Annotated in this window: 22 protein-coding genes and 1 pseudogene; 6 read left to right on the forward strand and 17 right to left on the reverse strand. The window is 68.4% G+C overall.

Features of this window, described 5'->3' with window-relative positions:
- The first annotated feature begins 163 nt into the window (after positions 1-163).
- Together IEZ21_RS44275 and IEZ21_RS44280 are read left to right on the forward strand one after the other, a co-directional pair.
- The gene (locus IEZ21_RS44275) at positions 164-742 is read left to right on the forward strand and encodes a TetR/AcrR family transcriptional regulator (protein ID WP_189327467.1); all 579 of its coding nucleotides are present in this window, start codon (positions 164-166) and stop codon (positions 740-742) included.
- A 408-nt stretch (positions 743-1,150) separates the two neighbouring features.
- A complete protein-coding gene (locus IEZ21_RS44280; RefSeq protein ID WP_189327468.1) occupies positions 1,151-2,164 on the forward strand; it encodes an NADP-dependent oxidoreductase in 1,014 nt (337 codons plus the stop codon).
- A gap of 93 nt (positions 2,165-2,257) precedes the next feature.
- On the opposite strand, the gene IEZ21_RS44285 is transcribed toward IEZ21_RS44280, so the two are convergent.
- The gene (locus tag IEZ21_RS44285) at positions 2,258-3,268 is read right to left on the reverse strand and encodes an enoyl-CoA hydratase/isomerase family protein (protein ID WP_189327469.1); all 1,011 of its coding nucleotides are present in this window, start codon (positions 3,266-3,268) and stop codon (positions 2,258-2,260) included.
- Between the two features lie 225 nt (positions 3,269-3,493).
- Between IEZ21_RS44285 and IEZ21_RS44290 the strand changes: the two genes are divergently transcribed.
- Positions 3,494-5,383, forward strand: coding sequence for a propionyl-CoA synthetase (locus tag IEZ21_RS44290; RefSeq protein ID WP_189327470.1), 1,890 nt, complete (start codon positions 3,494-3,496; stop codon positions 5,381-5,383).
- A 561-nt stretch (positions 5,384-5,944) separates the two neighbouring features.
- On the opposite strand, the pseudogene IEZ21_RS44295 reads toward IEZ21_RS44290, so the two are convergent.
- From IEZ21_RS44295 to IEZ21_RS44310, 4 genes and pseudogenes are all read right to left on the reverse strand, one after another.
- Positions 5,945-6,330 (reverse strand): annotated as a pseudogene (locus tag IEZ21_RS44295) (HAD-IC family P-type ATPase); the annotation flags it as partial.
- 131 nt (positions 6,331-6,461) lie between these two features.
- A complete protein-coding gene (locus tag IEZ21_RS44300) occupies positions 6,462-7,634 on the reverse strand; it encodes an ROK family transcriptional regulator (RefSeq protein ID WP_246568854.1) in 1,173 nt (390 codons plus the stop codon).
- A 179-nt stretch (positions 7,635-7,813) separates the two neighbouring features.
- A complete protein-coding gene (locus IEZ21_RS44305; protein WP_246568856.1) occupies positions 7,814-8,806 on the reverse strand; it encodes a phosphotransferase in 993 nt (330 codons plus the stop codon).
- A gap of 114 nt (positions 8,807-8,920) precedes the next feature.
- The gene (locus tag IEZ21_RS44310; RefSeq protein ID WP_189327472.1) at positions 8,921-10,270 is read right to left on the reverse strand and encodes an aspartate aminotransferase family protein; all 1,350 of its coding nucleotides are present in this window, start codon (positions 10,268-10,270) and stop codon (positions 8,921-8,923) included.
- 534 nt (positions 10,271-10,804) lie between these two features.
- Between IEZ21_RS44310 and IEZ21_RS44315 the strand changes: the two genes are divergently transcribed.
- Positions 10,805-11,893: a homoserine dehydrogenase gene (locus IEZ21_RS44315; protein ID WP_189327473.1), complete on the forward strand. Its 1,089-nt coding sequence runs from the start codon at positions 10,805-10,807 to the stop codon at positions 11,891-11,893.
- Positions 11,886-13,316 (forward strand): aldehyde dehydrogenase family protein, encoded by a 1,431-nt coding sequence (locus IEZ21_RS44320; protein ID WP_189327474.1) that lies wholly within the window; start codon positions 11,886-11,888, stop codon positions 13,314-13,316. Before IEZ21_RS44315 ends, IEZ21_RS44320 begins: the two co-directional genes overlap by 8 nt.
- Positions 13,317-13,385: 69 nt before the next feature.
- Here IEZ21_RS44320 and IEZ21_RS44325 read toward each other — a convergent pair whose 3' ends face one another.
- The 7 genes from IEZ21_RS44325 to IEZ21_RS44355 all read right to left on the reverse strand — a co-directional run bounded on the left by IEZ21_RS44325 (position 13,386) and on the right by IEZ21_RS44355 (position 19,852).
- Positions 13,386-13,847: an Lrp/AsnC family transcriptional regulator gene (locus tag IEZ21_RS44325; RefSeq protein WP_189327475.1), complete on the reverse strand. Its 462-nt coding sequence runs from the start codon at positions 13,845-13,847 to the stop codon at positions 13,386-13,388.
- 200 nt (positions 13,848-14,047) lie between these two features.
- Complete coding sequence (locus IEZ21_RS48235) at positions 14,048-14,251, reverse strand: hypothetical protein (RefSeq protein ID WP_246568858.1); 204 nt, start codon at positions 14,249-14,251, stop codon at positions 14,048-14,050.
- A 190-nt stretch (positions 14,252-14,441) separates the two neighbouring features.
- Positions 14,442-15,413: a succinylglutamate desuccinylase/aspartoacylase family protein gene (locus tag IEZ21_RS44335; RefSeq protein WP_189327476.1), complete on the reverse strand. Its 972-nt coding sequence runs from the start codon at positions 15,411-15,413 to the stop codon at positions 14,442-14,444.
- 18 nt (positions 15,414-15,431) lie between these two features.
- The gene (solA, locus tag IEZ21_RS44340; protein ID WP_246568860.1) at positions 15,432-16,571 is read right to left on the reverse strand and encodes an N-methyl-L-tryptophan oxidase; all 1,140 of its coding nucleotides are present in this window, start codon (positions 16,569-16,571) and stop codon (positions 15,432-15,434) included.
- Between the two features lie 386 nt (positions 16,572-16,957).
- Complete coding sequence (locus tag IEZ21_RS44345) at positions 16,958-17,617, reverse strand: HisA/HisF-related TIM barrel protein (RefSeq protein ID WP_189327477.1); 660 nt, start codon at positions 17,615-17,617, stop codon at positions 16,958-16,960.
- A 55-nt stretch (positions 17,618-17,672) separates the two neighbouring features.
- Positions 17,673-18,662: a 4-hydroxythreonine-4-phosphate dehydrogenase PdxA gene (pdxA, locus tag IEZ21_RS44350; protein WP_189327478.1), complete on the reverse strand. Its 990-nt coding sequence runs from the start codon at positions 18,660-18,662 to the stop codon at positions 17,673-17,675.
- Positions 18,659-19,852, reverse strand: a complete 1,194-nt coding sequence (locus tag IEZ21_RS44355; protein WP_189327479.1) for a four-carbon acid sugar kinase family protein — start codon at positions 19,850-19,852, stop codon at positions 18,659-18,661. The genes pdxA and IEZ21_RS44355 overlap by 4 nt, the downstream gene beginning before the upstream one ends.
- Before the next feature lie 133 nt (positions 19,853-19,985).
- Here IEZ21_RS44355 and IEZ21_RS44360 point away from each other — a divergent pair, with 133 nt between their 5' ends.
- On the forward strand, positions 19,986-20,864 hold the full coding sequence (locus tag IEZ21_RS44360; protein ID WP_213089428.1) for a LysR substrate-binding domain-containing protein: 879 nt from the start codon (positions 19,986-19,988) through the stop codon (positions 20,862-20,864).
- A gap of 522 nt (positions 20,865-21,386) precedes the next feature.
- Here the strand turns inward: IEZ21_RS44360 and IEZ21_RS44365 are convergent.
- The 5 genes from IEZ21_RS44365 to IEZ21_RS44385 all read right to left on the reverse strand — a co-directional run.
- Complete coding sequence (locus tag IEZ21_RS44365; RefSeq protein WP_189327481.1) at positions 21,387-21,848, reverse strand: Lrp/AsnC family transcriptional regulator; 462 nt, start codon at positions 21,846-21,848, stop codon at positions 21,387-21,389.
- A gap of 549 nt (positions 21,849-22,397) precedes the next feature.
- Positions 22,398-23,882 (reverse strand): NAD-dependent succinate-semialdehyde dehydrogenase, encoded by a 1,485-nt coding sequence (locus IEZ21_RS44370; RefSeq protein ID WP_189327482.1) that lies wholly within the window; start codon positions 23,880-23,882, stop codon positions 22,398-22,400.
- A 60-nt stretch (positions 23,883-23,942) separates the two neighbouring features.
- On the reverse strand, positions 23,943-24,809 hold the full coding sequence (locus IEZ21_RS44375; RefSeq protein ID WP_189327483.1) for an ABC transporter permease: 867 nt from the start codon (positions 24,807-24,809) through the stop codon (positions 23,943-23,945).
- Positions 24,806-25,696, reverse strand: coding sequence for an ABC transporter permease (locus IEZ21_RS44380; protein WP_189327484.1), 891 nt, complete (start codon positions 25,694-25,696; stop codon positions 24,806-24,808). Before IEZ21_RS44380 ends, IEZ21_RS44375 begins: the two co-directional genes overlap by 4 nt.
- Before the next feature lie 3 nt (positions 25,697-25,699).
- On the reverse strand, positions 25,700-25,909 hold a 210-nt coding region (locus IEZ21_RS44385), incomplete at its 5' end, for a TOBE domain-containing protein (protein ID WP_189327485.1).

Consider the following 25,909-nt stretch of genomic DNA (forward strand, 5'->3'; position numbering starts at 1 on the left):
TCGCTTCCAGTTCGGATTGCGGGTCCACGAGCTCCTCGCCTTGCGACAGCGAGAAGGGGCCGTACGGAAAGGGGGCGCGTACGGAAAGAGGGCGCCGCGGCCCGCCGCCCGGCACTTCGCATACGATAGATGCGATTCACTATCTAACATGGGCAGGTGACCGATGAGTCGCGTTTCGCAAGCACAAGCGCTCGAGAACCGCAGGCGGGCGGTCGCCGCGGCCTCCCAGCTCTTCCGGGAGCGCGGCGTGAACGGCATCAGCGTCGCCGATCTGATGAAGTCCATCGGGCTGACCACGGGCGGCTTCTACAAGCAGTTCCCCTCCAAGGAGGCCCTGGTGGCCGAGGCGGCTCAAGCCGCTTTCGGGGACCTCGACCTGCTCCTGGCTTCGTTCGACACGGCCCACGGCGATCACGACACCGCGCGCGGCGCCCTCGTCGACTTCTACCTGTCGGCCGAGCATCGTGACCAGCCCGGCACCGGTTGCCCCACCGCGGGATTCGCAGGGGACATGGCGCGCGAGTCCACAACCGGGGAGGTGTGCGAAACGTACGCAGCCGGGGTCGAGGAATTCGCCGCGTGGATGTCCACCGACGCCGAAGACGGCCTTCCCATGGTGGCCACCCTGGTCGGCGCGATCCTGCTCGCCCGGGCCACGGCGGGCACAGAACTGTCGGAGAAGATCCTGGAGTCGACCCACAAAGCCCTGACCGCACCACACCGGCCTGACCCGGAATCCTGAACACGGGCTATGCGACTGCGGCCCAACACCACGTACTCAAGCGGTTGTTGGGCCCGTCAAGGGGTCGGCCTCCATACGTCGGCAAGGACCTGCCTCCCGTAGCCGATCTTGCGGAACCTCGCGCAGGATCAGGATCGTCCACTTCTCACCCACGACCTCAAGGGTCCGGGCGATCGAACAGTTGACATGTCCCGGCCGAGTCAAGGTCCACGCCGGCGTTCCGAAGAGCTTCGGTCCTCGCACCCACGGGGGCGACCCCGACCCCGCCTGAGTTTACTTTTCTATACTCAGCCGGTAGCGTCATGACCAGCACATCAACCCGGCCGCATGCGAGAAACGGGCGCGCAGGGGGACCTGCGCGAAGAATCACATCGACCCCCCGAACACCCACGCAGAAAGGCGGCCGACATGAAGGCATTCGTCGTCGAGAAGTACGGCAAGGACGGCGTACACGCCGCGGAGGTACCCGAGCCCACCGTCGGAGACCGCGATGTCCTGGTCAGAGTGAGCGCCGCGAGTATCAACCCGCTGGACAAGTTGGTCCGCAACGGAGAGTTCAAGCAGATCCTGAAGTACAAGCTTCCGTTCGTGCTCGGCCACGACGTGGCCGGCGTCGTCACGCGGGTCGGCTCCGCCGTACACGGCCTCAACGTCGGCGACGAGGTCTACGCCCGTCCGCGCGACCTGCGGGTAGGAGGCTTCGCGGAGTTCATCGCGATCGACATGGACGACGTCGCGCCCAAGCCGGCCTCACTCACCCTCCAAGAGGCAGCCGCGGTACCGCTGGTGGCCCTGGCCGCCTGGCAGGTTCTCGTCGACCGTGCCCAGGTGAAGCCGGGGCAGAAGGTGCTCATCCACGCCGGTGCCGGTGGCCTCGGCTCGACGGTCATCCAGCTCGCCAAGCACCTCGGCGCCACGGTGGCGACGACCACGGACACCGACACCGAGAAGTTGGTCAGGAGCCTCGGCGCCGACGTCGTCGTCGACTACACCAAGGAAGACTTCTCGAAGGTACTGTCCGGCTACGACCTGGTGCTGGACGCCCTGGGCGGAGCGAACCTCGAGAAGTCACTGACCGTGCTGAAGCCCGGCGGCCTGGCCATCAGTGTCGTCGGCCCGCCGGACGCCGGCTTCGCCAAGCAGCTCGGCGCCCCCTCGTTCCTGGGCCTGGTCATGAACGTGCTCAGCCGCAAGGTCCGTAAGCAGGCCAAGGCGCTGGGCGTGCGCTACCAGTTCCTCTTCATGCAGGCCAACGGCTCCCAGCTGCGCAAACTCGGCGCCCTCTACGACAGCGGGAAGCTCCGCCCGGTCATCGACCGCACCTTCCCGTTCGACCGGACGCTCGAGGCGATGGCGCACGTCGAGCAGGGCCGCACCAAGGCCGGCAAGGTCGTGGTCTCGATGGTGCCCGACAACGACTGAGACCGTGCCGGCCACGGACCCTCCGTCCGGCACGCCCGGGTCGGGCGAGACGCACCGACAGCTCGCAGCTCTCGACGCTCACGACGGACATGCTCAGGACGACGACGTCCGTCCGCCGAGCGACGCACGTTGCCAGTTGGGAGTGCGGTCCTTGTCGACCAGGGCCGCGCGCACGCCCTCCAGGAAGTCCGGCGTGCGGATGGTCGTGCGTGTGAGGGCGAGTTCGGCGCCGAGGCACTCGCGCAACGTACGCTGCCTGCCCCGGGCCAGCAGGGCATGAGTGATCTCCAGGCTCTGCGGCGAGGCGGACTCCAAGGTGGCCAGCGCGTCTGCCGCCCAGGGGGTGTCGAGGTGGCGCAGGCGTTTCTCGATCTCGCCGAGGCTCGGCGCGCCGAACGCCCAGTCCACGTCCCCGCGTACCTCCGCCAGCCCGCTGCCCGCCACCGGGGAACGGCCGGCGAGGCGGTTCAGGACCACATCCACCGGGTCGCCGGGGTTGTCGGCCAGGGCATCCCCGACCCCCTCGAGCCCGTCCCTGGGAACGAAGTGCGTGGCCAGCCCCGTATACAGGGCGTCGGCCGCGTCGAGCCGGTGCCCGGTCAGTCCCAGGTACATGCCGATCGCGCCGGGCAGCCTCGGCAGAAAGTAGCTGGCCCCGACGTCCGGGAAGAACCCGATCCCGGTCTCGGGCATCGCCAGCACCGCGCCCTCGGTGACGACACGGAAGCTGCCGTGGACGGACAGCCCGAGACCGCCGCCCATGCACAGGCCGTCGATGAGCGACACGACCGGGACGGGATATTCGGCGATCCGGGCGTTGAGCCGGTATTCGGAGGCGAAGAACCGCTCACTGGCCTCGGCATCCCCGGCGAGGCTGTGCTCGCGGATCGTACGGATGTCTCCACCGGCACAGAACGCCTTCGTGCTGGTACTGGCGAGCACCACAGCGGACAGCGGTGTGTCCTCCCACCCGGCGAGCACGCGGTCGATGGCGGCGACCATGCCTGTCGTCAGGGCATTGAGCGCCTTGGGCCGGTTCAAAAGGATGCGGCCGACGCCCCGGTGGACGTCGGCGAGAATCTCGACCGCAGCGGTATCAGTCATCGGTCGTCATTTCTCCATCCGCGCGGACCTGGCTGTCGTGGCCATCACGTTGCCGTGGGCTTGAGGGGTGGGCACCTCAAGATCCTGACACAGGGCTCGGAGCGCCTCCGCGAGCCTCCGGCATCCTGCTCGACCATGCCGGGTCGGCATACGGTACTTGTGTCCGACACGGTTCCGCACGCCGCAACATGCCCGCCCCTCTCGATGCCACAAAAGGAGTGCGCGATGGGAACGTACGAGGATGTCTTCCGCGCCAGTACCGAGGACCCGGAGAGCTTCTGGCTGAAGGCGGCCGAGGGCATCGACTGGGATGTCGCTCCGCAACGCGCGCTGGACTCCTCGGGCGCACCGTTCTACCGCTGGTTTCCCGACGGGCGGCTCAACGTCTGTTTCAACGCGCTCGACCGGCACGTCGAAGCCGGCCGCGGCGAACAGCCCGCGCTCGTCTACGACTCGCCCGTGACCAACACCCAACGGACCTACACCTACGCGCAGTTGAGGGACGAGGTGGCGGCCTTCGCCGGAGCACTCGTACAGCTCGGCGTGGGGCACGGCGACCGTGTGGTCATCTACATGCCGATGGTCCCGGAGGCGGCCATCGCGATGCTGGCCTGCGCACGGATCGGCGCGGTCCACTCGGTCGTCTTCGGCGGGTTCGCCCCGCACGAGCTCGCCCTCCGCATCGACGACGCGGCCCCCAAGGTGGTCGTCTCCGCCTCCTGCGGCATCGAGGGCAAGCGTGTCATCGCGTACAAGCCCCTGCTCGACCGGGCCATCGAACTCGCGGTCCACAAGCCGGAGAAGAGCGTGATCCTGCAACGCCCGCAGGAGCAGGCCGAGTTGGGGCCCGACGATCTCGACTGGGCCGACCTGGTCGCCGCCGCACCGCCGGCCGACTGCGTCCCCGTCGCCGCCACCGACCCCCTCTACATCCTCTACACGTCCGGAACGACCGGAAAACCCAAGGGAGTCGTGCGTGACTGCGGCGGCTACGCGGTCGCCCTGCACTGGTCGATGGGCGCCGTGTACGACGTGGGCCCGGGCGAGACGATGTTCACCGGCTCCGACGTCGGCTGGGTCGTCGGGCACTCGTACATCGTCTACGCACCTCTGCTGGCCGGCGCGACGACAGTCCTGTACGAGGGCAAGCCGGTGGGCACCCCGGACGCGGGCCAGTTCTGGCGGGTTGCCGCCGAGTACCGGGCCAAGACCATGTTCACGGCGCCCACCGCCTTCCGGGCCATCCGCAAGGAGGACCCGAAGGGAGCACTCACCGCCGGCTACGACCTCTCCCACCTGCGCTACCTCTTCCTCGCCGGCGAGCGCCTCGACCCCGAGACGTACCACTGGGCGAGCGCCCTGCTGGGCGTCCCGGTGATCGACCACTGGTGGCAGACCGAGACCGGCTGGCCCATCGTCGCCAACCCGGTCGGCATCGAGGCCGCTCCCCTCAAGCCCGGCTCCCCCACCCGCCCGCTGCCGGGCTGGGACGTCCGCGTCCTCGACCCCTCGGGCGAGCCGGCGCCCGCGGGCGTCGACGGTGCGATCGTCGTGAGGCTCCCCCTGCCGCCCGGCGCACTCCCCACCCTCTGGAACGACGACGACCGCTACGTCGCCTCCTACCTCTCCGCCTACGCCGGCTACTACCTCACCGGCGACAGCGGCCACATCGACGACGACGGCTACGTCTTCGTCATGGGCCGCACCGACGACGTCATCAACGTCGCCGGACACCGGCTGTCCACCGGCAGCATGGAAGAGGCCCTGGCCGCCCATCCCGACGTCGCCGAATGCGCCGTCATCGGCGTCGCCGACGAACTCAAGGGGCAGATCCCCCGCGGCTTCGTCGTCCTCAAGGCCGGCACCGCCCGCGACCCGAGCGAGGTCGAGGCCGAACTCGTCCGGCTCGTACGCGAACGCATCGGCGCCGTCGCCTCCCTCAAGGACGTCACGGTCGTCGCCGCCCTGCCCAAGACCCGCTCGGGCAAGATCCTGCGCAAGACGATGCGCGGCATCGCCGACGGCCACGACGAACCCATCCCCTCCACGGTGGACGACCCCGGCGTCATCGAGGTCCTGCGCCCGGTCCTCCGCCGCCGCACCGACACCCCGTGAACGTGACCGCCCCCGGTCCCCGCGCCCTCAACGTCCACCAATCATTCGCCGCAAGCCACAGAAACGCCAGGTCAGAGCCACTCCAGCTCGCCGTGCCGCTCTCCTGCCCCTATACAGAGGACCCTCGCCGGCACGCATCCGCTACGCTGTCCCTGGTCGGTCGTTGATACGTCACGTTGTCCGCTCAGGTGGTATCGCGGAGGGCATCGCACCATGTCTGACCAGCGGGCTTGTGCTCCTTGTCGAAGATCCGCAGGCTGGATTTTCAACAAGGTTTTCCACAAGCCCCCGCCTTCGTGGGATGTGTGGGAAATTCCGTCGCTGCAGGTCAGGCCTGGTGGTGTGCGACGCCCCAAAACGCAGCAGCCCCGAATCCCAAACGCCTTTGCGGTGTTTTCGCAGCTCATGACGTGTGCACAGGGTGCAGCGCAGCGACCGAATTCAGTGCAACCTGTACACGTCGACGGGGCAGGCAGGCCACGGTGCGCGGCACACATCTGACACTGCCCCAGTGAACCTGCCACCCATGGGACGACATCCAGGTTGCTACTTGAATAGCCAGTTGAGCAGGCCCACCATGGCGAGCGGCACGGTGACGGCGTTGTAGCCGAAGACCCACACGAGGTCGGCGCGGATCGTGCCCAGGGTGCGCCGGGCGAGGCGGACCGCGTCGCCGAGTACCTCGATGTCGCCGCGCACGAGCGTCACGTCGGCGGCCCGATCGCCGCGTCCGTGCCGCTGCCCATGGCGATGCCGAGGTCGGCGTCGGCGAGCGCCGCCGCGTCGTTGACGCCGTCACCGACGACCGCGACCCGGCGGCCCTCCTCCCGCAGCCGCCGTACGAGGTCGGCCTTGTCCTCGGGCGTGCAGCGGGCGTGCACCTCCTCGCACTGTTCGCGGGCGAACCACAGGAAGTCGAAGAACGTGCGCAGGTCCCGGGCGTGCGCGGCCTGTGTGTTCCACGGGGAGGACGAAGCCGGGGGTCAGAAGGAGGTGCTGGGCTTGGATTCCGTAGGTGATGAGGGGCCTGTTCCACTTGTCGCGACGGCGCTCACGTTCCTCATGCTCGCAGTCCGGATCAGAATGCCGGCGCGGTTTGCTCCTGCCGTGGTCCCTGACTGCGTGCCTTGAGCAGCGCGTCCCGTAGGCGGTTGTGGGTCATGGCCAGGCACGCGTGCACCGCGCCGCGTGCTACCGAGAGTCCCAGAATCTGGGAGACGGTCGTGATCCGAGGGGCGGCCGGCAAGTTCTGTGCGAGTCGCTTGCGTACCTCGGGGAGTACCTCGTCCACCAAGGGGTGCAACCGGCCGACGAAGTAGACGGACTCGGGATCGAGTGTCACGGCGACGATGCTCACGGCGGTGGTGACCGCCGTCGTGAACGCCTTGAGTATCTCGGCACGGGCTCGATGGTCCTGAGGTGCCAGCCACAGGTCCTCGACGCGTTCGAGGTCCAGTCCGTGTTCGCGAGCGAGCTTCACAAGCCCTGCGGTGCTCAGCAGCTCGTTGAGGGTGCGGTCGTCGATGCCGGAGGAGAGGGAACCGATGTCGCCGAATGCAGGAGTACGTCCCCGAGCCAGTTCCTGGTCCCTGCAGGTGGCGAAATTCAGGGTGCTGCTGACGCTGAACAGGGCAGCGTCATGGATGCTCGCGTCGTCCGTGAGCACCTGGAGCAAGGACGCGTTCGCGTCACTGTCGAAGGACACTGGAGCACCGACGAGCTTTTCGACGGTTCGGTGGAGGTCTCTGCCGGAGAAGACTTTCATCGGATCGGCAGGCCGAAAGACCTCGGCGCCGTCGCGGACATGGGCGGGCAGTGCCGCGAGGACCTGGCGCAGTGGCCCTCGTGCGGAGGCGCTGGTCTGCGCGATCAGGTCGACCAGCCACCGGCCGGCAGCGGGGACGTCGTGGTGCTCGACCGTCGGGACGATCACGTGTCCGATCTCACGGCCGCGTAGGTCGGTCACCAGCACGCCGGTGGTCACGGCGCCGAAGCCGACCCCCACGACATGTCCGGCTGTCTCGGGCACATCGAGGTACGTCGACGGACGGCCACGCCCGACGACGGCGTCGACTCCCCCGTCCACGACGAACCCGTCAGAGCGCAGTTCCTCGACGGCCCGCGACACCGTCGCCTTGCTCAACCCCGTGAGCTCGATGAGCTTGTTCCGGGTCAACGGCGCATGGGAGAGAACCACGTCAAGGACACTTGCCTTGTTGTAGTCGCGCGGTGTGGGGTTGATGCTGCTCACCTCATGACCTTAGCGAGACCATACGCAGCGCGAACCAGTGGTCTCTGCCGGACTTGCCGAACTACCCGTGGGCGTCGGTGAAGATGCTGATCCTTGGCCCGCCTGCGCTTCTGTTGAACTTGGCGATCGGCCAGGTCTGCCGTGTCGGACGCCGGCGAGTGTCGCCTCAGTGGCGCCGCTCAAGACGTGTCATGGCGGATGCTCAGCAAGCGGGCCACGACCTCCTCCATGGCGACGGCCATGGCCCGCTCCACGTTGGCCCAGTCGTCCTTGGCGTGCTCGAGCAGGTAGTCGCGACGCTCCGGCACTCGTTCCGCGCGCCAATGGGTGACCAGCGCGCGAAGTGTCAGGCGTGCCAGCGCGGCAACAGGCAGGAGCGGGAGTTCGGTGTCCTTGATCGGCCGGGCCCGCTCGTATCCCGCGACGAAGCTGCATGCCTCACGCCAGGGATCCCACGGCGTCCGGCCGAGAAGGTTCGCGAGAGACACAGCAGGATCGAAGATCAAAGCACTGCGCATGCTGTCGCCGAAGTCGATTACCCCTGTGACGAAGCTGTCTGTCCGCGGATCCACCAGGACGTTGTAGGGGCTGTAGTCACCATGGATCACTTGGGTCTCGAGATCACCCAGCCTCGGAACAATGGCCTCGTGGAACAGGCGGAACACTTCTTGTGCCAGCCGACGGTGCGCGGCGCTGGGCGTGTACTCGATGAGCTCCCGCAGCTGGTCGAAGTGTCGAAGATCCCACACAAGGCGCCGCTCGTCCGCTGGATGCCTGAATGACCGCAGAGCCAGATCCACTCGCCCGAGCATCTGCCCGGCCTGGGCAAGCTGGTGGGGATCGGGGTTGGTCCGCGCCAGGACGGCACCTTCGACGAAGTCGAAGACGCGCAGGACTCGAACCCCGCCGTCGTTCGTCTCGATCGGTACGTTGTCGCTGCCTTCGGTGGTCTCCTTGACCCGCTGGACGGGGAGATGAGGAGCTTCGGTTTCGAGGTGGCGCATCACAGCCGTTTGCAGAGCTACGACAGCCACTGCCTCGTCGGGCGGGGAAACCTTGACGAGATGGTCGGCCGTGCCGGTCCGCAGCCGGAACGTGTCGTCCTTCTCGGTTGCCAGCCGCTCGAGATGTCCGCTCAGCTGGTAGTGCCGGGCGAGGAGGGCGTCCACCACGTTCGTCTCGATGGGCTCGTGGGACGATGCCAGGCCGCTCTCCTGGAACAACTGCTGGGCGATACGTGCGGGGGGCGAGGTGTTCACCGTTGGGTCCCTTCGGCTTTCGGCCTGCTACAGGCGCATCTCGGCGATCTCCGCGAAGGTCTCGAGGAATCGCGTCACGTCGGCCGAGTCGAAGGCCAGCGGCGGTCGGATCTTGAGCACGTTGACTGCTTCCCCGGTGCCGCTGATGAGGATTCGACGCTCGCGCATGTCGTTGATGACGTGGTCGGCGCGGACACGATCGGGCTCCAGCGACTCCCGGTCCTTCACGAGTTCGACGCCCACGTACAGACCACTGCCGCGGACCTCCGCGACGTGAGGAGACTCGCGAGTGATCTCCTCAAGGCCGGCTTTGAGCGCCCTGCCGTTGTCGAGAACTCGCTGCTGCACGTTCTCCGCTTCGAAGACGTCCAGAACCGCGGCACCGGCGGCAACCGCGATCGAACTGCCCGCAAAGGTGTTGAAGTAACGGACATTCTGTCCGAACTCGTCGCACACCTCGGGCCTGAACACCACGCCGGACATCGGCATGCCGTTGCCCATGGGCTTGCCCATCGTGACGATGTCCGGAAGCACCCCATGGCGGCTGAACCCCCACATCGACTCTCCGAGCCGGGCGAATCCCGACTGGACCTCGTCGGCGACGTACACGCCGCCCGCGGCGTGTACCTCCTCGACCATGTCACGCAGGTAACCGACGGGATCGGTGAAGAGGCCGTCGCTGGAGTGCGCGCAGTCGGTGATCAGCGCCGCAAGCCTGTAGCCGTGGCGCTCGAGGTCGTTGATCGCGCCGCGCACCTGGCTTCGCATGTAGTCGGGAAGCGATGAACCCGGCGGGACGAGTCGCGGATCAGGAGCATCGATGAGCCGCACATTCGGCCCGAGTGGTGAGCCCGCGCCGAGCGTCGGCGAGAAGCTCGCAACCTCGCGAGTGAGGCCGTGGTAAGCCCAGCGAGTCACTATGATTCCTTCGCCGCCCGTGTGGAAGCGAGCCACGCGCATGGCCAGGTCGTTCGCCTCCGACCCGCTGCACGCGAAGCTGACCTTCGAGAGCGCTTCGGGCATGGTCGCGAGAAGGCGCTCGGCGTAGTCGACGAGTGATTCCTGCACATAGCGCGTGTTGGTGTTGACCGCCGCCATCTGGCGGGACACGGCCTCGACGACGTGCGGGTGTGCGTGACCGACGCACGGCACATTGTTGTAGGCGTCAAGGTAGTCGTTGCCATCCTGGTCGAACAGGTGAGCGCCTCGGCCGGAGGCGAACTCGACCGGCTCCCGGTAGTTCAGCGCGTAACCAGGGCCCAGCACGTTGTTTCGCCGCTTGACGGTGGACTGCAATCGCTCAGGCAGTTCACCGACCGCTGCGGGGTCGAACCTGTTGGGGTAGTTGACCAGCGCTCGACTCAGCGTGGAAGTCATCAGCAGGTTCCCTCCTTCGTGGCTTGCATCTCGTCGCGGCTGCTTCAGCGGCAGCCTATCATTTTTCGTTTCAGTTCCAACCTGAAACTTATCTCTTCGTGCACGACTGCGGCACCTGAGACCGCGAAGAGTGCCGGATGCGCATGGTCAGGAGATCAAGACTGGCTCCGTTGCGTCGTGCGGGCGTACTCCCCCGCCCGGGCATCACGGCGGATCGCCGCGTACAGATCGACCTTGGACTTCGGTGGCGCCATCGCACCCTCATCCCGCAGAGCACCCCCAGGCTCCCACCGCAAGGCCCCGGGTGTTGCCCAGAACTCAGCAACACTGCCCTCCGGGAGGACCGGGCGTTCCCCGCTCTGAGCGACAAGTGGTGTCAGCTCCCACGTACAAAACCAGGTGGGCGAATCGCCCTAAGGACTGAGCAGATCGGCATGCGTCGTGGCCGTTGTGACATGGAGCAGGTGACAGGCGGAGAAGCGAGGCTCTGAGCAGCCGCACCGTGAAGGTGGCGGACTGCGAAGGAGCGATCTCATGGGCCGATACGATCTCGCCCTCATCGGATTCGGCGGCGTCAATCGCGCGCTTGCCGAACTCATATCCCAGAGCGGGGACCGCCTGGCCGAGGAACTGGGCTTCGCCCTGCGAGTGGTGGCGATCACCGACCTGCGGGCCGGTTCCCTGGTGGACACCGACGGCATCGATCTGGCGCCGCTGCTGGCCGCCGAGCCCGGGGAGCTGAGCTTCGCGGGCCTTGCCGGAGGCAGCGCGGATCCGCGCAACGAGTGGGTGATCCGCGAAGTCCCGGCCGACATCGTCGTGGAGGCGACGTTCACCAACCCCACCGACGGCGAGCCCGCCCTCTCCCATGTGCGCTGGGCCCTGGAATCGGGCAAGCACGTGTGCACCACCAACAAGGGACCGGTCGCACTCGCCGGCCGCGCACTGAAGCAGCTGGCCGCCGAGCGTGGTGTCAGCTTCGAGTTCGAGGGCTCGGTACTCAGCGGCACCCCCATCCTGCGCACCGCCGAGCGCATGTTCGCCGGCCTTAAGATCACAGGCGTCCAGGGCATCATGAACGGCACCTCGAACTACATCCTCGGCCGCCTCGAAGAGGGCATCGAGCTTTCGGCGGCCATCGCCGAAGCCCAGGAGCTCGGATACGCCGAAGCCGATCCCACCGCGGACATCGAGGGCCACGACGTCCAGCTCAAGGTCATGATCCTGGCCAACGAGGTCCTCGGCGCCGACCTGCGCCGCGAGGACGTCTTCTGCGAGGGCATCTCCGCGATCACACCGGACGAGGTGCAGGACGCCGCCTCGAAGGGGCTGCGGTGGAAGCTGGTCGGCTCCGCCACCCGCCACGAGGACGGCAGCGTCGATGCCCGCGTCGCCCCGCTCGCCCTGCCCGCCCAGCACCCGCTGGCCGGGATCTCCGGCCCCCTCAACGCGGTCGCCTTCCACACCGACCTCCTCGGCACCGTCACAGTCTGCGGGCCGGGCGCCGGCCGCATCGAGACCGCCTACGCCCTGCTGTCGGACCTCATCGCCATCCACCAGCGCCACGCGGACGACGACACCGCCCCCACGCGCCCTGTTCTGAAGGAGACTCACCGTGTCTGACACCGTCGTGCCTCCCGGCATCGAACTCGGCACCGACACGGCGCCCGTGCACAACCCCTACACCGGCGAGGTCATCGCCTCGGTACCCACCGTCGACGCAGGCGCCGTCGCCGGCATCCTGCAGCAGGCCAGGTGCGGGCGCCGCACCGCGGCCGCGCTGTCCCGCGCCTCCAGGGCTGCGGTCCTGGAACGCGCCGCCCGCCTGATCGAGCGGCGCGCCGAGTCCTTCGCTCAGCTGATCGTCAGCGAGGCCGGCAAGACCATCACCCAGGCCCGAAAAGAAGTCGCCCGCGCGGTCAACACCCTGTCCCTGTCCGCGGCCGAGGCACGGCGCAACGCCGGCGAGGTCATCCCCTTCGACTCCTATGAGGGCTCGGAGAAACGGCAGGGCTGGTTCACCCGCGAACCGCTGGGCATCATCGCCGCCATCACTCCGTTCAACGACCCCCTCAACCTGGTCGCCCACAAGCTCGGCCCGGCCATCGCCGGCGGCAACGCGGTCATCCTCAAACCGTCCGCGCTGACGCCGCTGTCCGCGCTGCGCCTGGTCGACACCCTCATCGAGGCCGGCCTGCCCGAGGAGATCGTCACCGTCGTCAACGGCAATGCCGACATCGCCGCCGCGATCGTGGCCGCCCCCGACGTGCGCATGGTGTCCTTCACCGGCGGATTCGCCACCGGCGAGGCCATCAGCCGCACGGTCGGGGTGAAAAAGCTCGCCATGGACCTGGGCGGCAACGCCCCGGTCATCGTCATGGACGACGCCGATCTGGACGAGGCCGTGGCCTCCTGTGTCTCCGGCGCGTTCTGGGCCGCGGGCCAGAACTGCATCGGCACCCAGCGGATCCTGATCGCCCGTGAGGTCTACGACCGCTTCCGCGACGCCTTCGTCGCCCGCACCAGGCTGCTGCGTGTCGGCGACCCGCTCGACGAGCGCACCGACGTCGGCCCCATGATCACCCAGGAGGCCGTGGCCGCCACCAGGGCCAAGGTCGACACGGCGGTGGCCGAGGGCGCGGTGCTGCTGTGCGGAAACGACGTCACCGGCTCCCTGTACGCGCCGACCATCCTGGAAGACGTCCCGGCGACCTGCTCGATCTGGCAGGAGGAAGTGTTCGCCCCGGTCGTCGTGCTGCAGCCGTTCACGTCCTTCGAGGACGCCATCGAGCAGGCCAACGCCATCGACTACAGCCTCCACGCGGGCATCTTCACCTCGCGCCTGGACCGCGCCTTGAACGCGGCCCGACTGCTGGAAGCCGGCGGAGTCATGATCAACGACTCGTCCGACTACCGCTTCGACGCCATGCCGTTCGGCGGATTCAAGTACGGCAGCATGGGCCGCGAGGGCGTGCGCTTCGCCTTCGAGGAGATGACCCAGCCCAAGGTCGTCTGCGTCAACCACATCAGTGAAGTGGTCCAATGACCGCCTTCCGCACCGAGCGCGAACCCATGGCCCTGAACGGTAACCGGCGAGGACCTGCCGATGCGCTGCTCACCCCGGCTCCGTTGAACTCCGCGCTCCTCGCCGACGGTTGACGACGCTGGACAGGGTGAGCGCGGTGACCGTGTCCCGTACACCGGGCATCTGGGCGATGTCCTCCCAGATGACTCGTACGCGTTCCAGTGAGGCCGCCTCCAGGCGCACCATGATGTCGAAGTCGCCGCTGAGGATCTCGCAGATGACGACCTCCGGAATGCGCTTGAGCGCGGCCAGGACATCACCACCGCGCATACGGTCCTGGCGGTACACAAGTACGAGCGCGGAGACCACATCGCCGGTGTCGTCGCCGGCGCGGACGATGGTGTAGCCGGCGATGTGGCCCTGGCGCTCCAACCGTTCGATGCGCTGGCGCACCGCGTTGCGGGACAGCAGCACCTTGCCGGCCAGCTCGGAGTGCGAGATGCGGCCGTTGCGGGTCAGCGCGGCGAGGATCTTCTCGTCGATGGCGTCCATAGCGGACCGTCTCCTTCGCGAATCGTCTCTCGGCATCCCGGCTCACTTCAGCGAGATCACCCGAGACAAGGGTGTGCTCGTCGGTGTGTTTCTCCACGCGGCCGGGCAGGAAGTTGGCCGCGCCGAGGAGGTCCGCGACGAAGTGGGTTCTCGGCCGTTCGAACAGTTCCGGGGGGTGTCGAACTGCTCGATCACGCTTGTCAGGGCGCCGAGCGGTTCGTCCATGAGGATGACCGGCGGGCGGTAGACCAGGGACCGGCGATCTCCATGGACGCCTCATCGACGGCGACGACATCGCCGTAGGTCTTGCGCAGGGCCACTACCGACAGCGATTTGCCGGTCGCGGTGGCCGGCTTGCCGCCGGCCACCTTGACGGACGGTGTGGCGACACCGAATTCAGCCACGAGCCCACTCCAACCAGCGCTTGGTGACGGCCGCTTTGTTCTTCAGAGGGAAGAGCGGCGAGGCCGCCTGCTCCGCGCAGGAGCGCTCTGCGACCGATCATGGAATCAGTCATGGCAGCTCTCCTGGAAATAGGGCATGGGGACCAGCTCAGCGGGATGGAGGCGGTTCAGTGGTCGAGCATGAGGCCCGTCAGTCGTGGGGGGTGGCGATGGCGGCGAGGTGCGTGCCGGGGCGGACGGACAGCCCATTCATGCTGTAGATGATCGTTCCGGTGGAGACGGCGGCGACCTTGTGCTCGGCGCCGTCGACCGGGTCGATGATGCGGCCGATGGTCTGCCCCTCGGTCACCTCGTCACCGGTGGCCGCGTCCGGGTACCAGAGGCCTGCGACCGGAGACTCGACCTCGCCCGTCCAGATCCAGTCGCGCGGCTGCACGGTCACCGGTGCGAGGTGCTGCGGCGCCTCGATGACGCCGAGGTGGTGCAGGAGCCGGTACAGGCCGTCGAGCAGCCTGCGCACGGTGGCGGGGTCACGGTCGCCGAGTTGCCCGGTCTCGACGAGGATCGCGGGGACACCCTGCCGATTCGCCGCGGCGTGGCTGTTGCCGCCGTCCGGGCTGGTGCCGAAGATGACTCGCTCGTATCCGACCGCGTGGGCCATCGCCTTGATCTTCCCGCCCAGCTCGTCGTCGGAGGTCAGACGGTAGCCGACGAAGTCGAGCAGATGCTGGTCGATGCCGCCGCTGTGCAGGTCCACGTAGGAGTCGGCGCCGTCGATCAGGTTCTCGAACAGCCAGGCCGCCATCCGGTCGGTGGGGCCGCCGTCCTTGTCGCCGGGGAACACGCGGTTGATGTTCACGCCGTCCAGCGGGGAGATGTTGAGCCTGCCCCCGTAGACGGCCGGGGGGTTGGCCACGGGGCAGATCACCACCTGGCCGGCGACCTCGTTCGGTTCCAGCAGCCCGGCCAGGCGGGTGGCGGCGTCGACGCCGATGAACTCGCCGCCGTGGACGCCACCGGTGATCACGACCCGGGGGCCTGGTCGGGATCCGTTGACGAGGATCAGGGGCACCTCCACTGTCGTGGTGCCGAGGTCGGCGGGCAGGCTCCCGCGGGTCTTCTGGCCGGGCTCGGCCCGCAGCGGGCCGATGGTCAGCGTCATGGCTTTCCTCGTTCGGGCTCAGGCCGCAGCACGGCCGTTTGTGGTGATGAAGTCGATCGGCTGGGAGGTGCGGCCCTCCAGGGCGAGGTCCGCGGCGATGTCGCCCATGGCGGGCGAGATCTTGAAGCCCTGGCCGGAGAAGCCGGCCAGCAGGACGATGTCGTCACAGCCCGGCAGGGGGCCGACCAGCGGCCTGGTGCTGTCGGTGTAGCCCTCCATGAACACGGACAGGCGCACCGGATCGGGGTTCAGGCCGGGCAGGTGGCGCCGCACCGCCGTGGTGAAGGACTCCAGTTCCTCCGGTGCGACGGTCCGGTTCAGCCGGTTCGGGTCGTCCACGGGCTTGTGGTGGGCCTGGGGCAGGCCGAGCTTGACGGTCAGGCCGTCCGGGGACGGGATGCCGTAGAAGGGGATGTCGCCGCAGCGGATGAAGGCGGGACGCTCGGCGTCTGCCGGGTGGTCCTCGTGGGGCAGGAACCAGGCGCTGATCGCGCGGTAGACGTTCACTTCCCACGGCAGGTCGGGCAGCAGGTCGCCCACCCAGGGGCCAGGGGTGACGACCGCGGCGTCGAATCGCTCCGTGTCGGTGTCGGTGCGGATCTCCACGCCTCCCCCGGGGACGGGAGTGACCTCCCGCACCGGGGTGTAGCGGCGGATTTGGGCCCCCAGCTCCTCGGCACGTCGGGCCGCGGTCTGGACCGTCAGCTCGGGGCGGACGAAGCCCGCGTGGGAGTCGAGGAGCACCAGGTCGCCCTCGTCGACGCGGAACTGCGGGAAACGCTTGGCCATCGCCTCGGCGTCGATCACCTCGTGGTCGAGGCCGTGCTCGGCGATGCCGTCCATGACGGTACGCATCTCGGGGTCGTCGGCCGGCCCCATGACCAGGGCTCCGGTCAGGCGGCGCAGTTCCCGCTCGGTCTCCGCCTGCAACTGCTTCCAGAGGGCGTCGGCGTGCCGGACGAGCGGCACATAGCGGCCGTCGTGGGTCTGCACGCTGCGGAAGACCCGGGTCTCACCGCCTGCGGCACTGCGGTCGTGGCCGGGGGCGAAGCGGTCGTAGCCGACGACCTCGGCGCCCCGGGCCGCCAGCCGCCAGGCGGCCTGGCCGCCCATCGTTCCCACGCCGACCACGGCGACGCGCTTCCTCCCAGCTGACACAGGACTTTCCTTTCGTATCGCCGGGCCGCAAGCTGGATCCCGAGCGTGAGGATGCTTGGTGGCGACTTGGAGGCGGCGCGCCCTTGGGGCCCCAACGCTCGCATTCGTCCCGGGTTCGGGGATCCACCTCAGCCCTCGAACCCCTCCGTCGTGCCACATCGTGGTACATCATGCTGGTATTTGGCACAGAGAATGGCAGCGGCTTAGGGAGGAGTCAAGAGATCCAGCCGATGGCCGTGTGGCTCGACCTCACCCCGCCCGTGACCTTGCTCGGTCCTCGTGTCCGGGCGATGCCGCTTCATCCCGGACGGCGAAGCGGTGACCGCTCCCGCACGCACGGGGCGCTCCGCGCCACCTTGCTGCTGGGTTCCCGGGGGCGGCCCTCGCTACAGACCCACCACGGGGGCCAGTTGGGATCGGAGGGTGCCGGCGTGGGGCTGCAGGGAGCCGTCGAAAGCGGCGGATCCGATGGTGAAGGCGTCGGCTCCGGCTGATGCGAGCGCCTGTATCTGGTCGGTGCTGGTGATGGAGCCGGCGACGACCAGGCGGCCGGTGGTGGCGGCGCGGGCGACGCGGACCAGGTCGAGGGGGTCGGCATCGGTGGCGCGGTACGCGAGGAGGTCGACGCCGGCGCAGCCGGCGGCCTCCGCCTGTCGGCAGTCGTCGGCGATGCGGTCCGGGGTTCCGGCGAGGCGGGTGGGGTGGCCGAGGGGTTCTCCGGGGAAGGGCAGGTAGCCGATGGACGTGCCCTGCAGGAGATCGAGGGTCTCCTTGATCCAGGTACCGCCCATCAGCCAGTCAACGCCGAGTTCGGTGGCTGTCCGTACGGAGGCAAGGGCCTGGTCCCGGTCGGTGCTGACGACTTCGAGGTAGGTGGTGGCACCCATGTCCTTGATGCGGGCGTGCAGCTGGGCGAGGGTGTCGCGGTCGACGCCGATGTCCTTGAATCCGATGTGGGTGATGCCGAGGTCCTTGATGGTGTCGAGGACGTCGAGGCAGTCGGTGACGGTGCGGTCGTCGCGGGTGAGCATGAAGATGAAGTCCACGGTGTCCTTCGGCTTTCTGTTCCGGTTTTTGTTCCGGGTTGGTGTGAGTCGGTGGTCAGGGGCGGGCCGGTGTCCCTGAGGACAGGCGGTCGGCGTGGGTCAGGGCGGTGAGCAGGCTGGTGTGGTCGGCCGTGCCGAGACCTGCGATGTCGAAGGCGGTGCCGTGGTCGACGCTGGTGCGGACGAAGGGCAGGCCGATGGTGATGTTGACGCCGTGTTCGATCCCAAGGTATTTGACGGGGATCAGGCCCTGGTCGTGGTACTGGGCGACCACGGCGTCGAAGGCTCCGGCGCGCGCTCGCATGAAGACGGTGTCGGCGGGCCAGGGGCCGCTGGCCTGGATGCCTTCGCTCTGCGCGGCCTCGATGGCGGGGGTGATGATGTCCAGGTCCTCGCGGCCGAACAGGCCGTTCTCTCCTGCGTGGGGGTTGAGGCCGGCGACGGCGATGCGCGGGGCGGGCAGGCCGCCGCGCTGGAGTGTGCGGTGGGTGAGGCGGATGATGTCGAGTTCGCGGGCGGTGGTGATCGCGTCGATCGCGGTGCGGAGGGACTGGTGCACGGTGACCAGGACGGTCCGCAGCTCGTCGGTGGCCATCATCATCGCGTAGTCCTTGGTGCCGGACAGGTCGGCGAGGATCTCGGTGTGCCCGGGGTAGGGGACGCCGGACATGCGCAGTGCTTCCTTGTTGATCGGCGCGGTCACCAGGGCCCGTACCTCCCCTGCCAGGGCGAGCTGGATACCGCGGCGGACGTACTGGAAGGACGCTGCTCCCGCGCGGGCGTCGAGCGTGCCCCAGCGCAGGTCGGCCGGAAGGCCGTCCTCGGTGAGGACGTCCACCGTGCCGGGCGCGAACGCCGCCTGGTCGACAGATGCGACGGGGCGAAGGGTGAGGTGTGTGCCGGCGACCCGGTCGGCGCGGGCGAGGACGCCCACGTCGCCGATGACGACGACGGGCACGGTGCGCCGGGGATCGGCACACGCCTTGAGGGTGATCTCGGGGCCGATTCCGCAGGGGTCGCCCATGGTGATGGCGATCGGGGTCATGTGTGCTCTCCTGGGTCGAGGGGATGTCGGATGAGGTGGCACAGGCGCAGGAGCATGGCGTCGTCGCCGAAGCCGCCTGCCTTGATCAGCACGGGAAGGCGGAGTCGGCCGATCAGGGATCCGCGGACGACGCCGGGTTCGGGTTCGTCGAGTAGGTCGATGCCGGTGGCACCAAGGGGCTGCAGCACGGTGGTGGCCGTTTCTCCGCCGGTGATGACGAGGGCGTCGACCGCGTGGTCTTCGGTCAGCGCCTGGACGACTGCTGCCTGAGAGCGGGCGAGTACTTGTGCGGTCTGTGGCGTGTGGCGTTCGTCGGGTGTCTGCAGGGTGAGGATGGGGGCCGTCAGGCCTCGCAGCGTTTCCACGGCCGGGGCCGGATCGACGTCGACGGTGACACCTTGGACGTCCACCCTGGTGTGTAGCTTGACCAGCTGCCGGCGGGTCGCCGGGTTGGTGCTGCCGACCACGATCAGTGGACGTCGGGCCGGGGCGGGCAGTGATGCAGTGCTGCCCGTAGCGCGTGCACACCTTCGGGCCAGGGCGGCCGCCAGACCTGGGGAACCGACCCACAACACTTCGTCAAGCCGCGGCACCGCTGCCACCAGACGGTCGAGGTCGCCGTCTTCGGCGGCGGAGTAGACGATCAGGTCACCGTTCCCGATCAGTTCGGGCAGCTCGGCTGCCCGGTCCGGCTGACTGAGAACGGCTTCCGGGAACAGCATGGCGAGGTCCGAGCACCGCACGGGGTGTACCGGGTCGCGGGCATAGTCGCTCTCGTGGACCGGTACGCCCCGCACGTACTGGACCCCCTTCACCGTCACTCTGCCCTCCGCAGGGAAGGCCGGAGCGATGACGACGGCCCGCTTCTGCGATCCCGCCCATGCAGCCCGGACCTCTGCCGCGACATGACCGCGCAGGGTGGAATCCACGGTTTTGAAGAGCAACTCGGAGCCGGCGAACAGGCGGGCTGCCCGCCACATACGCGAAGCGGCGGCCTCCTCGTCCAGCACCCGGCTCCCGAGGTCAACCGCGCTCACGCCCACGGCGTGCCGCGGCACGCTCGCTGTGGTGGTGAGCAGGATCCGGGCGTCGTGACCTGCCTGGCGGAACGGCGCGGCACCGTCGCCTGCGCTGGTGAGGTCATCCGCCAGGATGGCGATGCCCTGCCGCACGTCGTTGCGGAATGTCATGCCCCACCTCTCCGTCAGCCACCTTCTCTGTGACTGGATCAATAGTCATTCAGATGAAATGGCAGGACAAACGATTCATTCTCACAAGACCTGTGAGTAAAATTCACGCATGCGATGGTCGGCCCTTCCTCCTTTGAATACACTGCTGCCCTTCGAAGCGACCGTCCGGCACGCGAGCATGACCGCGGCGGCGCAGGAACTGCATGTCACGCACGGCGCGGTGAGCCGACAGATCCAGAACCTCGAACGGTCCCTTGGAATATCACTCTTCGAGCGACAGACACGCGCCCTGCGCCCGACCCCGCAGGCCCGCCAGCTGGCGGCCATCGTCCGGGACGCGCTCGATCAGATCGATGCGGCAGCCCGGCAGATCTCACACCGCACACCCGCAGGACCGCTCACCCTCTCGTGTGAGCCCACACTTCTGATGCGATGGCTCATTCCCCGGCTCCCCGATCTGGCCGCGAACGTGCCGGACGTCGCCGTCCACCTGTCCGCAGGCGGCGGCCCTGTCTTCTTCGAGCGGGACAACATCGACCTCGCGATCCGCCGAGACGACTTCCCGTTCCCTGAAGAGGCGAGCAGGACCCGCTTGTTCGCAGAGCGGATCGGACCCGTCTGCCGGCCCGATCTCGCGACCCGCCTGACCGGCGCCGCCGACGTATCGCAGGTAGCCCTTCTGCACACCGACACACGACCGCAGGCGTGGGACGACTGGCGACGTATCACCGGCATGAAAGCAGAGCCTGCCTCCCAGCAGACCCTGGAGCACTTCTACCTGACCCTCCAGGCTGCCGCGGCCGGCGTCGGGGTCGCAATCGCCCCGTATGCCGTCGCCCGGGACGACCTGGAACGAGGGCAACTCGTCGCACCCTTCGGTTTCGTCCCCGACGGCACCAGCTACCACCTCCTCAGCCGTCAATCACCTGAGCAAGACGGACGCGTCCGCCAGCTGACGGCATGGCTGCGGGACAAGACGAGCCAGCTCGAAAACGATTCCGAACCAGTGTGACCGCTGGGCTTACGGACCTTCGTGGCTTGGCGTCCCGCCTGTTGCTGCCGCAGTAGATACCGGATTCACTGCGGCGGAACCCCTATCGTGATCATCACGACCAGCGGCGGACGATTCCGGCCGCCGGGGTGAGGTGTACGCATTCCCTGCGCCAGCAGTACCGCATGGTGCGGCTGATCGGCAGGTGCGGCGTGAACACCGAGGCGCCTTCACGCGCGGCTCTCGTACCGTCGGCCTAGAACCGGACACGCGGTCGCGTGCACGCTCTGCACACATCGGGTGCCGGTGCGACCCCGTAACGCGGCACGGTGGGAGGGCACATGGCGAAACTGCTTCTGTGGGACATCAATGACCGCCTTCCGTACCGAGCGCGAACCCCCTGGGCGCACCGCCCTGACCCCCACGTCGGCCATGCGGCGGCCGCCTGAACCGCGACAGAAGCGGCCCTGGCCACCGGGGCGGACGTGGTGGACCTCGTGGTCCAGCGCGGACTGCTGGACAGGGAAGAGGCAATGGCGCTGCTCACCCCGGTGCCGTAGAACTCCGCCCTCCTCGCGGGCGGTTGACGACGCTGGACAGGGTGAGCGCGGTGATCGTGTCCCGTACGCCCGGCATCTGGGCGATGTCCTCCCAGATGACTCGTACGCGTTCCAGTGAGGCCGCCTCCAGGCGCACCATGATGTCGAAGTCGCCGCTGAGGATCTCGCAGATGACGACCTCGGGGATGCGTTTGAGCGCGGCCAGGACGTCGCCGCCGCGCATGCGGTCCTGGCGGTAGACAAGGACCAGCGCCGAGACGACGTTGCCTGTGTCGTCGCCGGCGCGGACGATGGTGTAGCCGGCGATGTGGCCCTGGCGCTCCAGTCGTTCGATGCGCTGGCGCACCGCGTTGCGGGACAGCAGCACCTTGCCGGCCAGCTCGGAGTGCGAGATGCGGGCGTTGCGGGTCAGCTCGGCGATGATCTTCTCGTCGGTGGCATCCACGGTCGACCGTCTCCTTCATAAAGTCGGTGGAGAGGACAGCCCCCACGGCACGCGGATCGCGGGTGCCATGGGTTCCTGCGGAGCATGGTGCGTGCTGGTTGCTGATCAGGCTCCGGATGTGCCCGGCCCGGGATCAGAGGCGGCAGCGCGAACGCGTGTGTCGAGCCTCTGGACGCCGGGCGTGGCTGTGCACGTTATGTGTAGGCCGACAAGAGGGCAGCCCGGTGAGGAAGAACCGAGGCTCTCCCCACCGGGCTGCCGTGGCAGCTTGACGCCCCAGACGCCTGCCCAGCTTCTGCTGGATGCCCCTTGCCGTCGGTGACCAAGCACTGCGAGGCAGGCACCAGCGGCGGGAACTGCTTCACAGCGCCGTCCTGCCGAAGATCCGTCCGGGCGGCCAGGCCGGCGGTATCAATGCCGCCGCCGGAGACTGGCCACCTGGGGCGGATTTGGCCGCGCGCCAGTGGACGTCGCGGAACGGATCATCATCCCGGTCACTGCGTTGCCCGGCCGGCACGTGGGCGAGCCCTGCGCTGGAGTCCGCCTTGCTCAGGTGTTGAAGCCGGGCATGGACAGGTACTTGAGCTGCTGGTACTCGTGGAGGCCTTCGGGGCCGCCTTCTCGGCCCAGGCCGGATTGCTTGATCCCGCCGAAGGGTGCCGCGACCTCGGAGACCAGGCCGCGGTTGATGCCGACCATGCCGGCCTGCAGACGGGCGGCGACCCGGCGGGCGCGGTCGATGTGGGACGTCATCACGTACGAAGCGAGGCCGTGCTCGGTGTTGTTGGCCACCGCTATGGCTTCGGCCTCGGTGGAGAACCGGTGGATGGCGGCGACGGGGCCGAAGACTTCCTCGTGCATGATCGCGGCGTCGGCGGGGACGTGGTCCAGCACGGTAGGGGCGGCATAGTGGCCGGGCCCGTCAGGGATGTCCGCCTTGCCGATGACGACAGCCCCACGGGCCACGGCGTCCTCGACGAGGTGGCGGACCTTGTCCACCGCACGGTGGTCGGCCAGCGGGCCGAGCTCGGTGTCCTCCCGGTCCGGGGGTCCGACCCGGGTGGCGGCCATCCGCTCGCCCATGGCAGCGGCGAACGCGTCGGCGATTCCCTCCTGGACCAGGAACCGGTTGGCGCCAACACAGGACTGGCCGCCCAGCCGCATCTTCGCGATCATCGCTTCGCGGACCGCGAGGTCGAGGTCGGCGTCGTCGAAGACCAGGAACGGCGCGTTGCCTCCCAGCTCCATCGAGGTGCGCAGCACCCGGGCACCACTCTGCTGAAGCAGCAGCCTGCCGACCGGGGTGGACCCGGTGAAGGACAACTTGCGCAGCCGGGGGTCGGCCAGCAGAGCCGTGGTGACCGCTGCCGGGTCGCTGCTGGTGATCACGGTCAGGACACCTGCGGGCGCGCCGGCCTCGCGCGCCAGCTCGCCCAGTATCAGGGAGGACAGCGGAGTGAGCGCGGCCGGTTTGAGCACGGCGGTGCAGCCTGCGGCGAGGGCGGCTGCGGCCTTGCGGGCGGCCATGGCCAGGGGCACGTTCCACGGGGTGATCAGCAGGCAGGGCCCGACCGGTTCGGCGACGGTGACGATGTGACTCTTGCCGTCCGGGGAGGGTGTGCTGCGTGCGTGGGGGCGGACCGCCTCCTCGGCGTACCAGCGGAAATAGGCCGCGGCGTAGTCGACCTCACCCCGGGCTTCGGTGATCGTCTTGCCGATCTCCAGGGTGATGATCCGGGCCAGACGCTCACGGTGTTCGGTCATGGCGTCGGTGATCCGGTGCAGGACGGTCGCCCGGTCCCGCAGGCTGGTGAGGGCCCACTGGTCGGCGGCCGCGGCCGCCGCGTCCAGTGCTTTGAGCGCGTCTTGTGCGCCGCAGTCGGCGACGGTGGCTATGACTTCCTCGGTTGCGGGGTTGCGCACCTCGAAGGTGCGACCGCCGCTGGCGGGTTGCCAGTCGTGGGCGAGGAAGCCACGGGGGACGGATTCGAGGACTGCCGACTCCTCTGAGGGAGCGGTGAGCGTGTCAGTCATGCGCGTGGCTCTTTCGCTGATCGCAGGATGGTGTGTTGAGAGAGCACGATCGGTGGGTGGTCATACGGTCTCGCCTGCGGGGTTGGCGACTCCGACCGTGTTCTCGACCGAGAGCAGGGATTCCTGCCGTCCGGAGCCGAGCCAGCGCACCAGGGCCACCAGGCCCAGGGCGAGGATCGCGAAGGCGATGAGGATCGCGCTGATCGCGGTCACGCTGGGGTCGATGTCGAAGGTCAGTGAGTTGTAGACCCGCACCGGCAGGGTGACGGTGTCGACCGAGGACAGGAACTGGGAGATGTAGAACTCGTCGAAGCTGGTGATGAAGGAGAAGATCGCCGCCGCGATCATTCCCGGTGCGGCCAGCGGGAAGGTGATCTTCCGGGCGATCGTCAGCCGGCCCGCGCCCATGCTGGCGGCGGCGTCCTCCAGCCGTTCGTCGATGCCGCGCAGGGTGGCGATCAGGATCAGCACCGCGATCGGCGAGGCCAGCACGGTGTGCCCCAGGGCGATGGCGAGCGGGCTGCCCAGCATCGCGGCGGGCTCGAACAGCAGGAACAGGCCCAGCGCGGTGACGATCTGCGGGATGAGCAGCGGCCCGAGGACCAGGGCGAAGACCGCCGAGCGCAGCGGCAGTTCGCTGCGGACCAGGGCGGTCGCCGCGGTGACCCCGATGATCAGTGAGAACACGGTGCTGATGGCGGCGACCAGGGCGCTCAGGGAGAGCGCGGCCGGCCACTTGCTGCCGTCGGCGAACAGCGCCTTGTACCAGTTCAGCGTCCAGGTGTCGGGCGGGAAGGAGGCGAAGGCGTTGTTGCTGAACGAGGTGACCAGGATGACCACGATCGGCAGCGCCAAAAACAGCAGGATCACGGTGGCCACCGCGGTCAGGACGATCCGCCCGGCCAGGGTGCTGCGCAGCTCCATCATGACGCGCTCCTCTTCTTACGGCTGGCGCCGAGCGAGCTGACGGCCTTGACCAGCAGCAGTCCGGCCAGGGTGAGGACCAGCAGGATGACGCCCTGCGCGGCCGCGCCGTTCCACTGGTTCTCCTTGGTGACCTGCTGGTTGATGAGGGTGGCGATCATCGTCTGGTTGGGTCCGCCCATCAGGGCGGGGGTGATGTAGTAGCCCAGCGACAGGATGAAGCTGAGCAGTCCGGCGCTGGCCAGTCCGGGCGAGACCAGCGGCAGGTAGATGCGGCGGAAGATCGTCACGCGTCCCGCGCCCATGCTGGCCGCGGCCGCGAGCAGGCGGCGGTCCACACCGCGCATCACGCCGTACAGCAGCAGCACCGTGTACGGGAGCATCATGGAGGTGGTGCCGATGACCACGCCCAGCTCGTTGTAGAGCAGCGAGTACGGCGCCCCCGGCGCCCACGCCAGGGTCTCGTTCACCAGGCCCTTGTCGCCGAGCATGATGATCCAGCCGTAGGTGCGCACCAGGGCGCTGACGAAGTGCGGGACGACCACGACCAGCATCGCCAGGCCCGCCCACAGCGGCTTGAGCCGGGAGATCGCCTGGGCCAGGACGAACCCGAAGACCAGGCTCAGCACGGCCGTCTCTGCGGAGATCCGCAGCGTGGTGAACAGCACCGACAGGTTGACGCCTGTGAGCGCGTCGGCGTACCAGTGCAGGGTGAACGAGCCGTCGGCGTCCTTCAGGCTCAGCAGCAGGGTGCTGAAGATCGGGTAGACGAACAGCACCAGCAGATAGACGACGACCGGCAGCGCGTACAGGATCCCGACCCGGGTCTTGCGCGAAGCCAGGAGCTTGCGCGGACGGGCGGGTGCGGTGGCGGTGAGGGTTGCGGCCATGGCTCACCCTGCCTGTTCGGTGGGGAAGAGGTTGACGTCCTCGGGGTCGGCGGTGATCCCGACGCGCTCGCCGGTGACCGGGCCGCGGCCGGCCGGTACCTCCAGGCGCAGCGGCGGCGCCTCCCCGCCGTCGATGCGCACGCCCGCGCGCACCAACGTGCCGACGTAGGTGGCGGTCTCGACCGTGCCGGTACAGAAACCGTCGTCGGTGGC

It is taken from the genome of Streptomyces flaveus (assembly GCF_014647675.1).
GTDB classification, from domain to species: domain Bacteria; phylum Actinomycetota; class Actinomycetes; order Streptomycetales; family Streptomycetaceae; genus Streptomyces; species Streptomyces flaveus.

What these genes read in the sequence shown, in the direction of transcription:
- IEZ21_RS44275 (WP_189327467.1), top strand. Translation starts at nt 164, where the DNA reads ATGAGTCGCGTTTCGCAAGCACAAGCGCTCGAGAACCGCAGGCGGGCG.
- IEZ21_RS44280 (WP_189327468.1), top strand. Translation starts at nt 1,151, where the DNA reads ATGAAGGCATTCGTCGTCGAGAAGTACGGCAAGGACGGCGTACACGCC.
- IEZ21_RS44285 (WP_189327469.1), bottom strand. Translation starts at nt 3,268, where the DNA reads ATGACTGATACCGCTGCGGTCGAGATTCTCGCCGACGTCCACCGGGGC.
- IEZ21_RS44290 (WP_189327470.1), top strand. Translation starts at nt 3,494, where the DNA reads ATGGGAACGTACGAGGATGTCTTCCGCGCCAGTACCGAGGACCCGGAG.
- IEZ21_RS44310 (WP_189327472.1), bottom strand. Translation starts at nt 10,270, where the DNA reads ATGACTTCCACGCTGAGTCGAGCGCTGGTCAACTACCCCAACAGGTTC.
- IEZ21_RS44315 (WP_189327473.1), top strand. Translation starts at nt 10,805, where the DNA reads ATGGGCCGATACGATCTCGCCCTCATCGGATTCGGCGGCGTCAATCGC.
- IEZ21_RS44325 (WP_189327475.1), bottom strand. Translation starts at nt 13,847, where the DNA reads ATGGACGCCATCGACGAGAAGATCCTCGCCGCGCTGACCCGCAACGGC.
- IEZ21_RS44335 (WP_189327476.1), bottom strand. Translation starts at nt 15,413, where the DNA reads ATGACGCTGACCATCGGCCCGCTGCGGGCCGAGCCCGGCCAGAAGACC.
- pdxA (WP_189327478.1), bottom strand. Translation starts at nt 18,662, where the DNA reads ATGACCCCGATCGCCATCACCATGGGCGACCCCTGCGGAATCGGCCCC.
- IEZ21_RS44355 (WP_189327479.1), bottom strand. Translation starts at nt 19,852, where the DNA reads ATGACATTCCGCAACGACGTGCGGCAGGGCATCGCCATCCTGGCGGAT.
- IEZ21_RS44370 (WP_189327482.1), bottom strand. Translation starts at nt 23,882, where the DNA reads ATGACTGACACGCTCACCGCTCCCTCAGAGGAGTCGGCAGTCCTCGAA.
- IEZ21_RS44375 (WP_189327483.1), bottom strand. Translation starts at nt 24,809, where the DNA reads ATGATGGAGCTGCGCAGCACCCTGGCCGGGCGGATCGTCCTGACCGCG.
- IEZ21_RS44380 (WP_189327484.1), bottom strand. Translation starts at nt 25,696, where the DNA reads ATGGCCGCAACCCTCACCGCCACCGCACCCGCCCGTCCGCGCAAGCTC.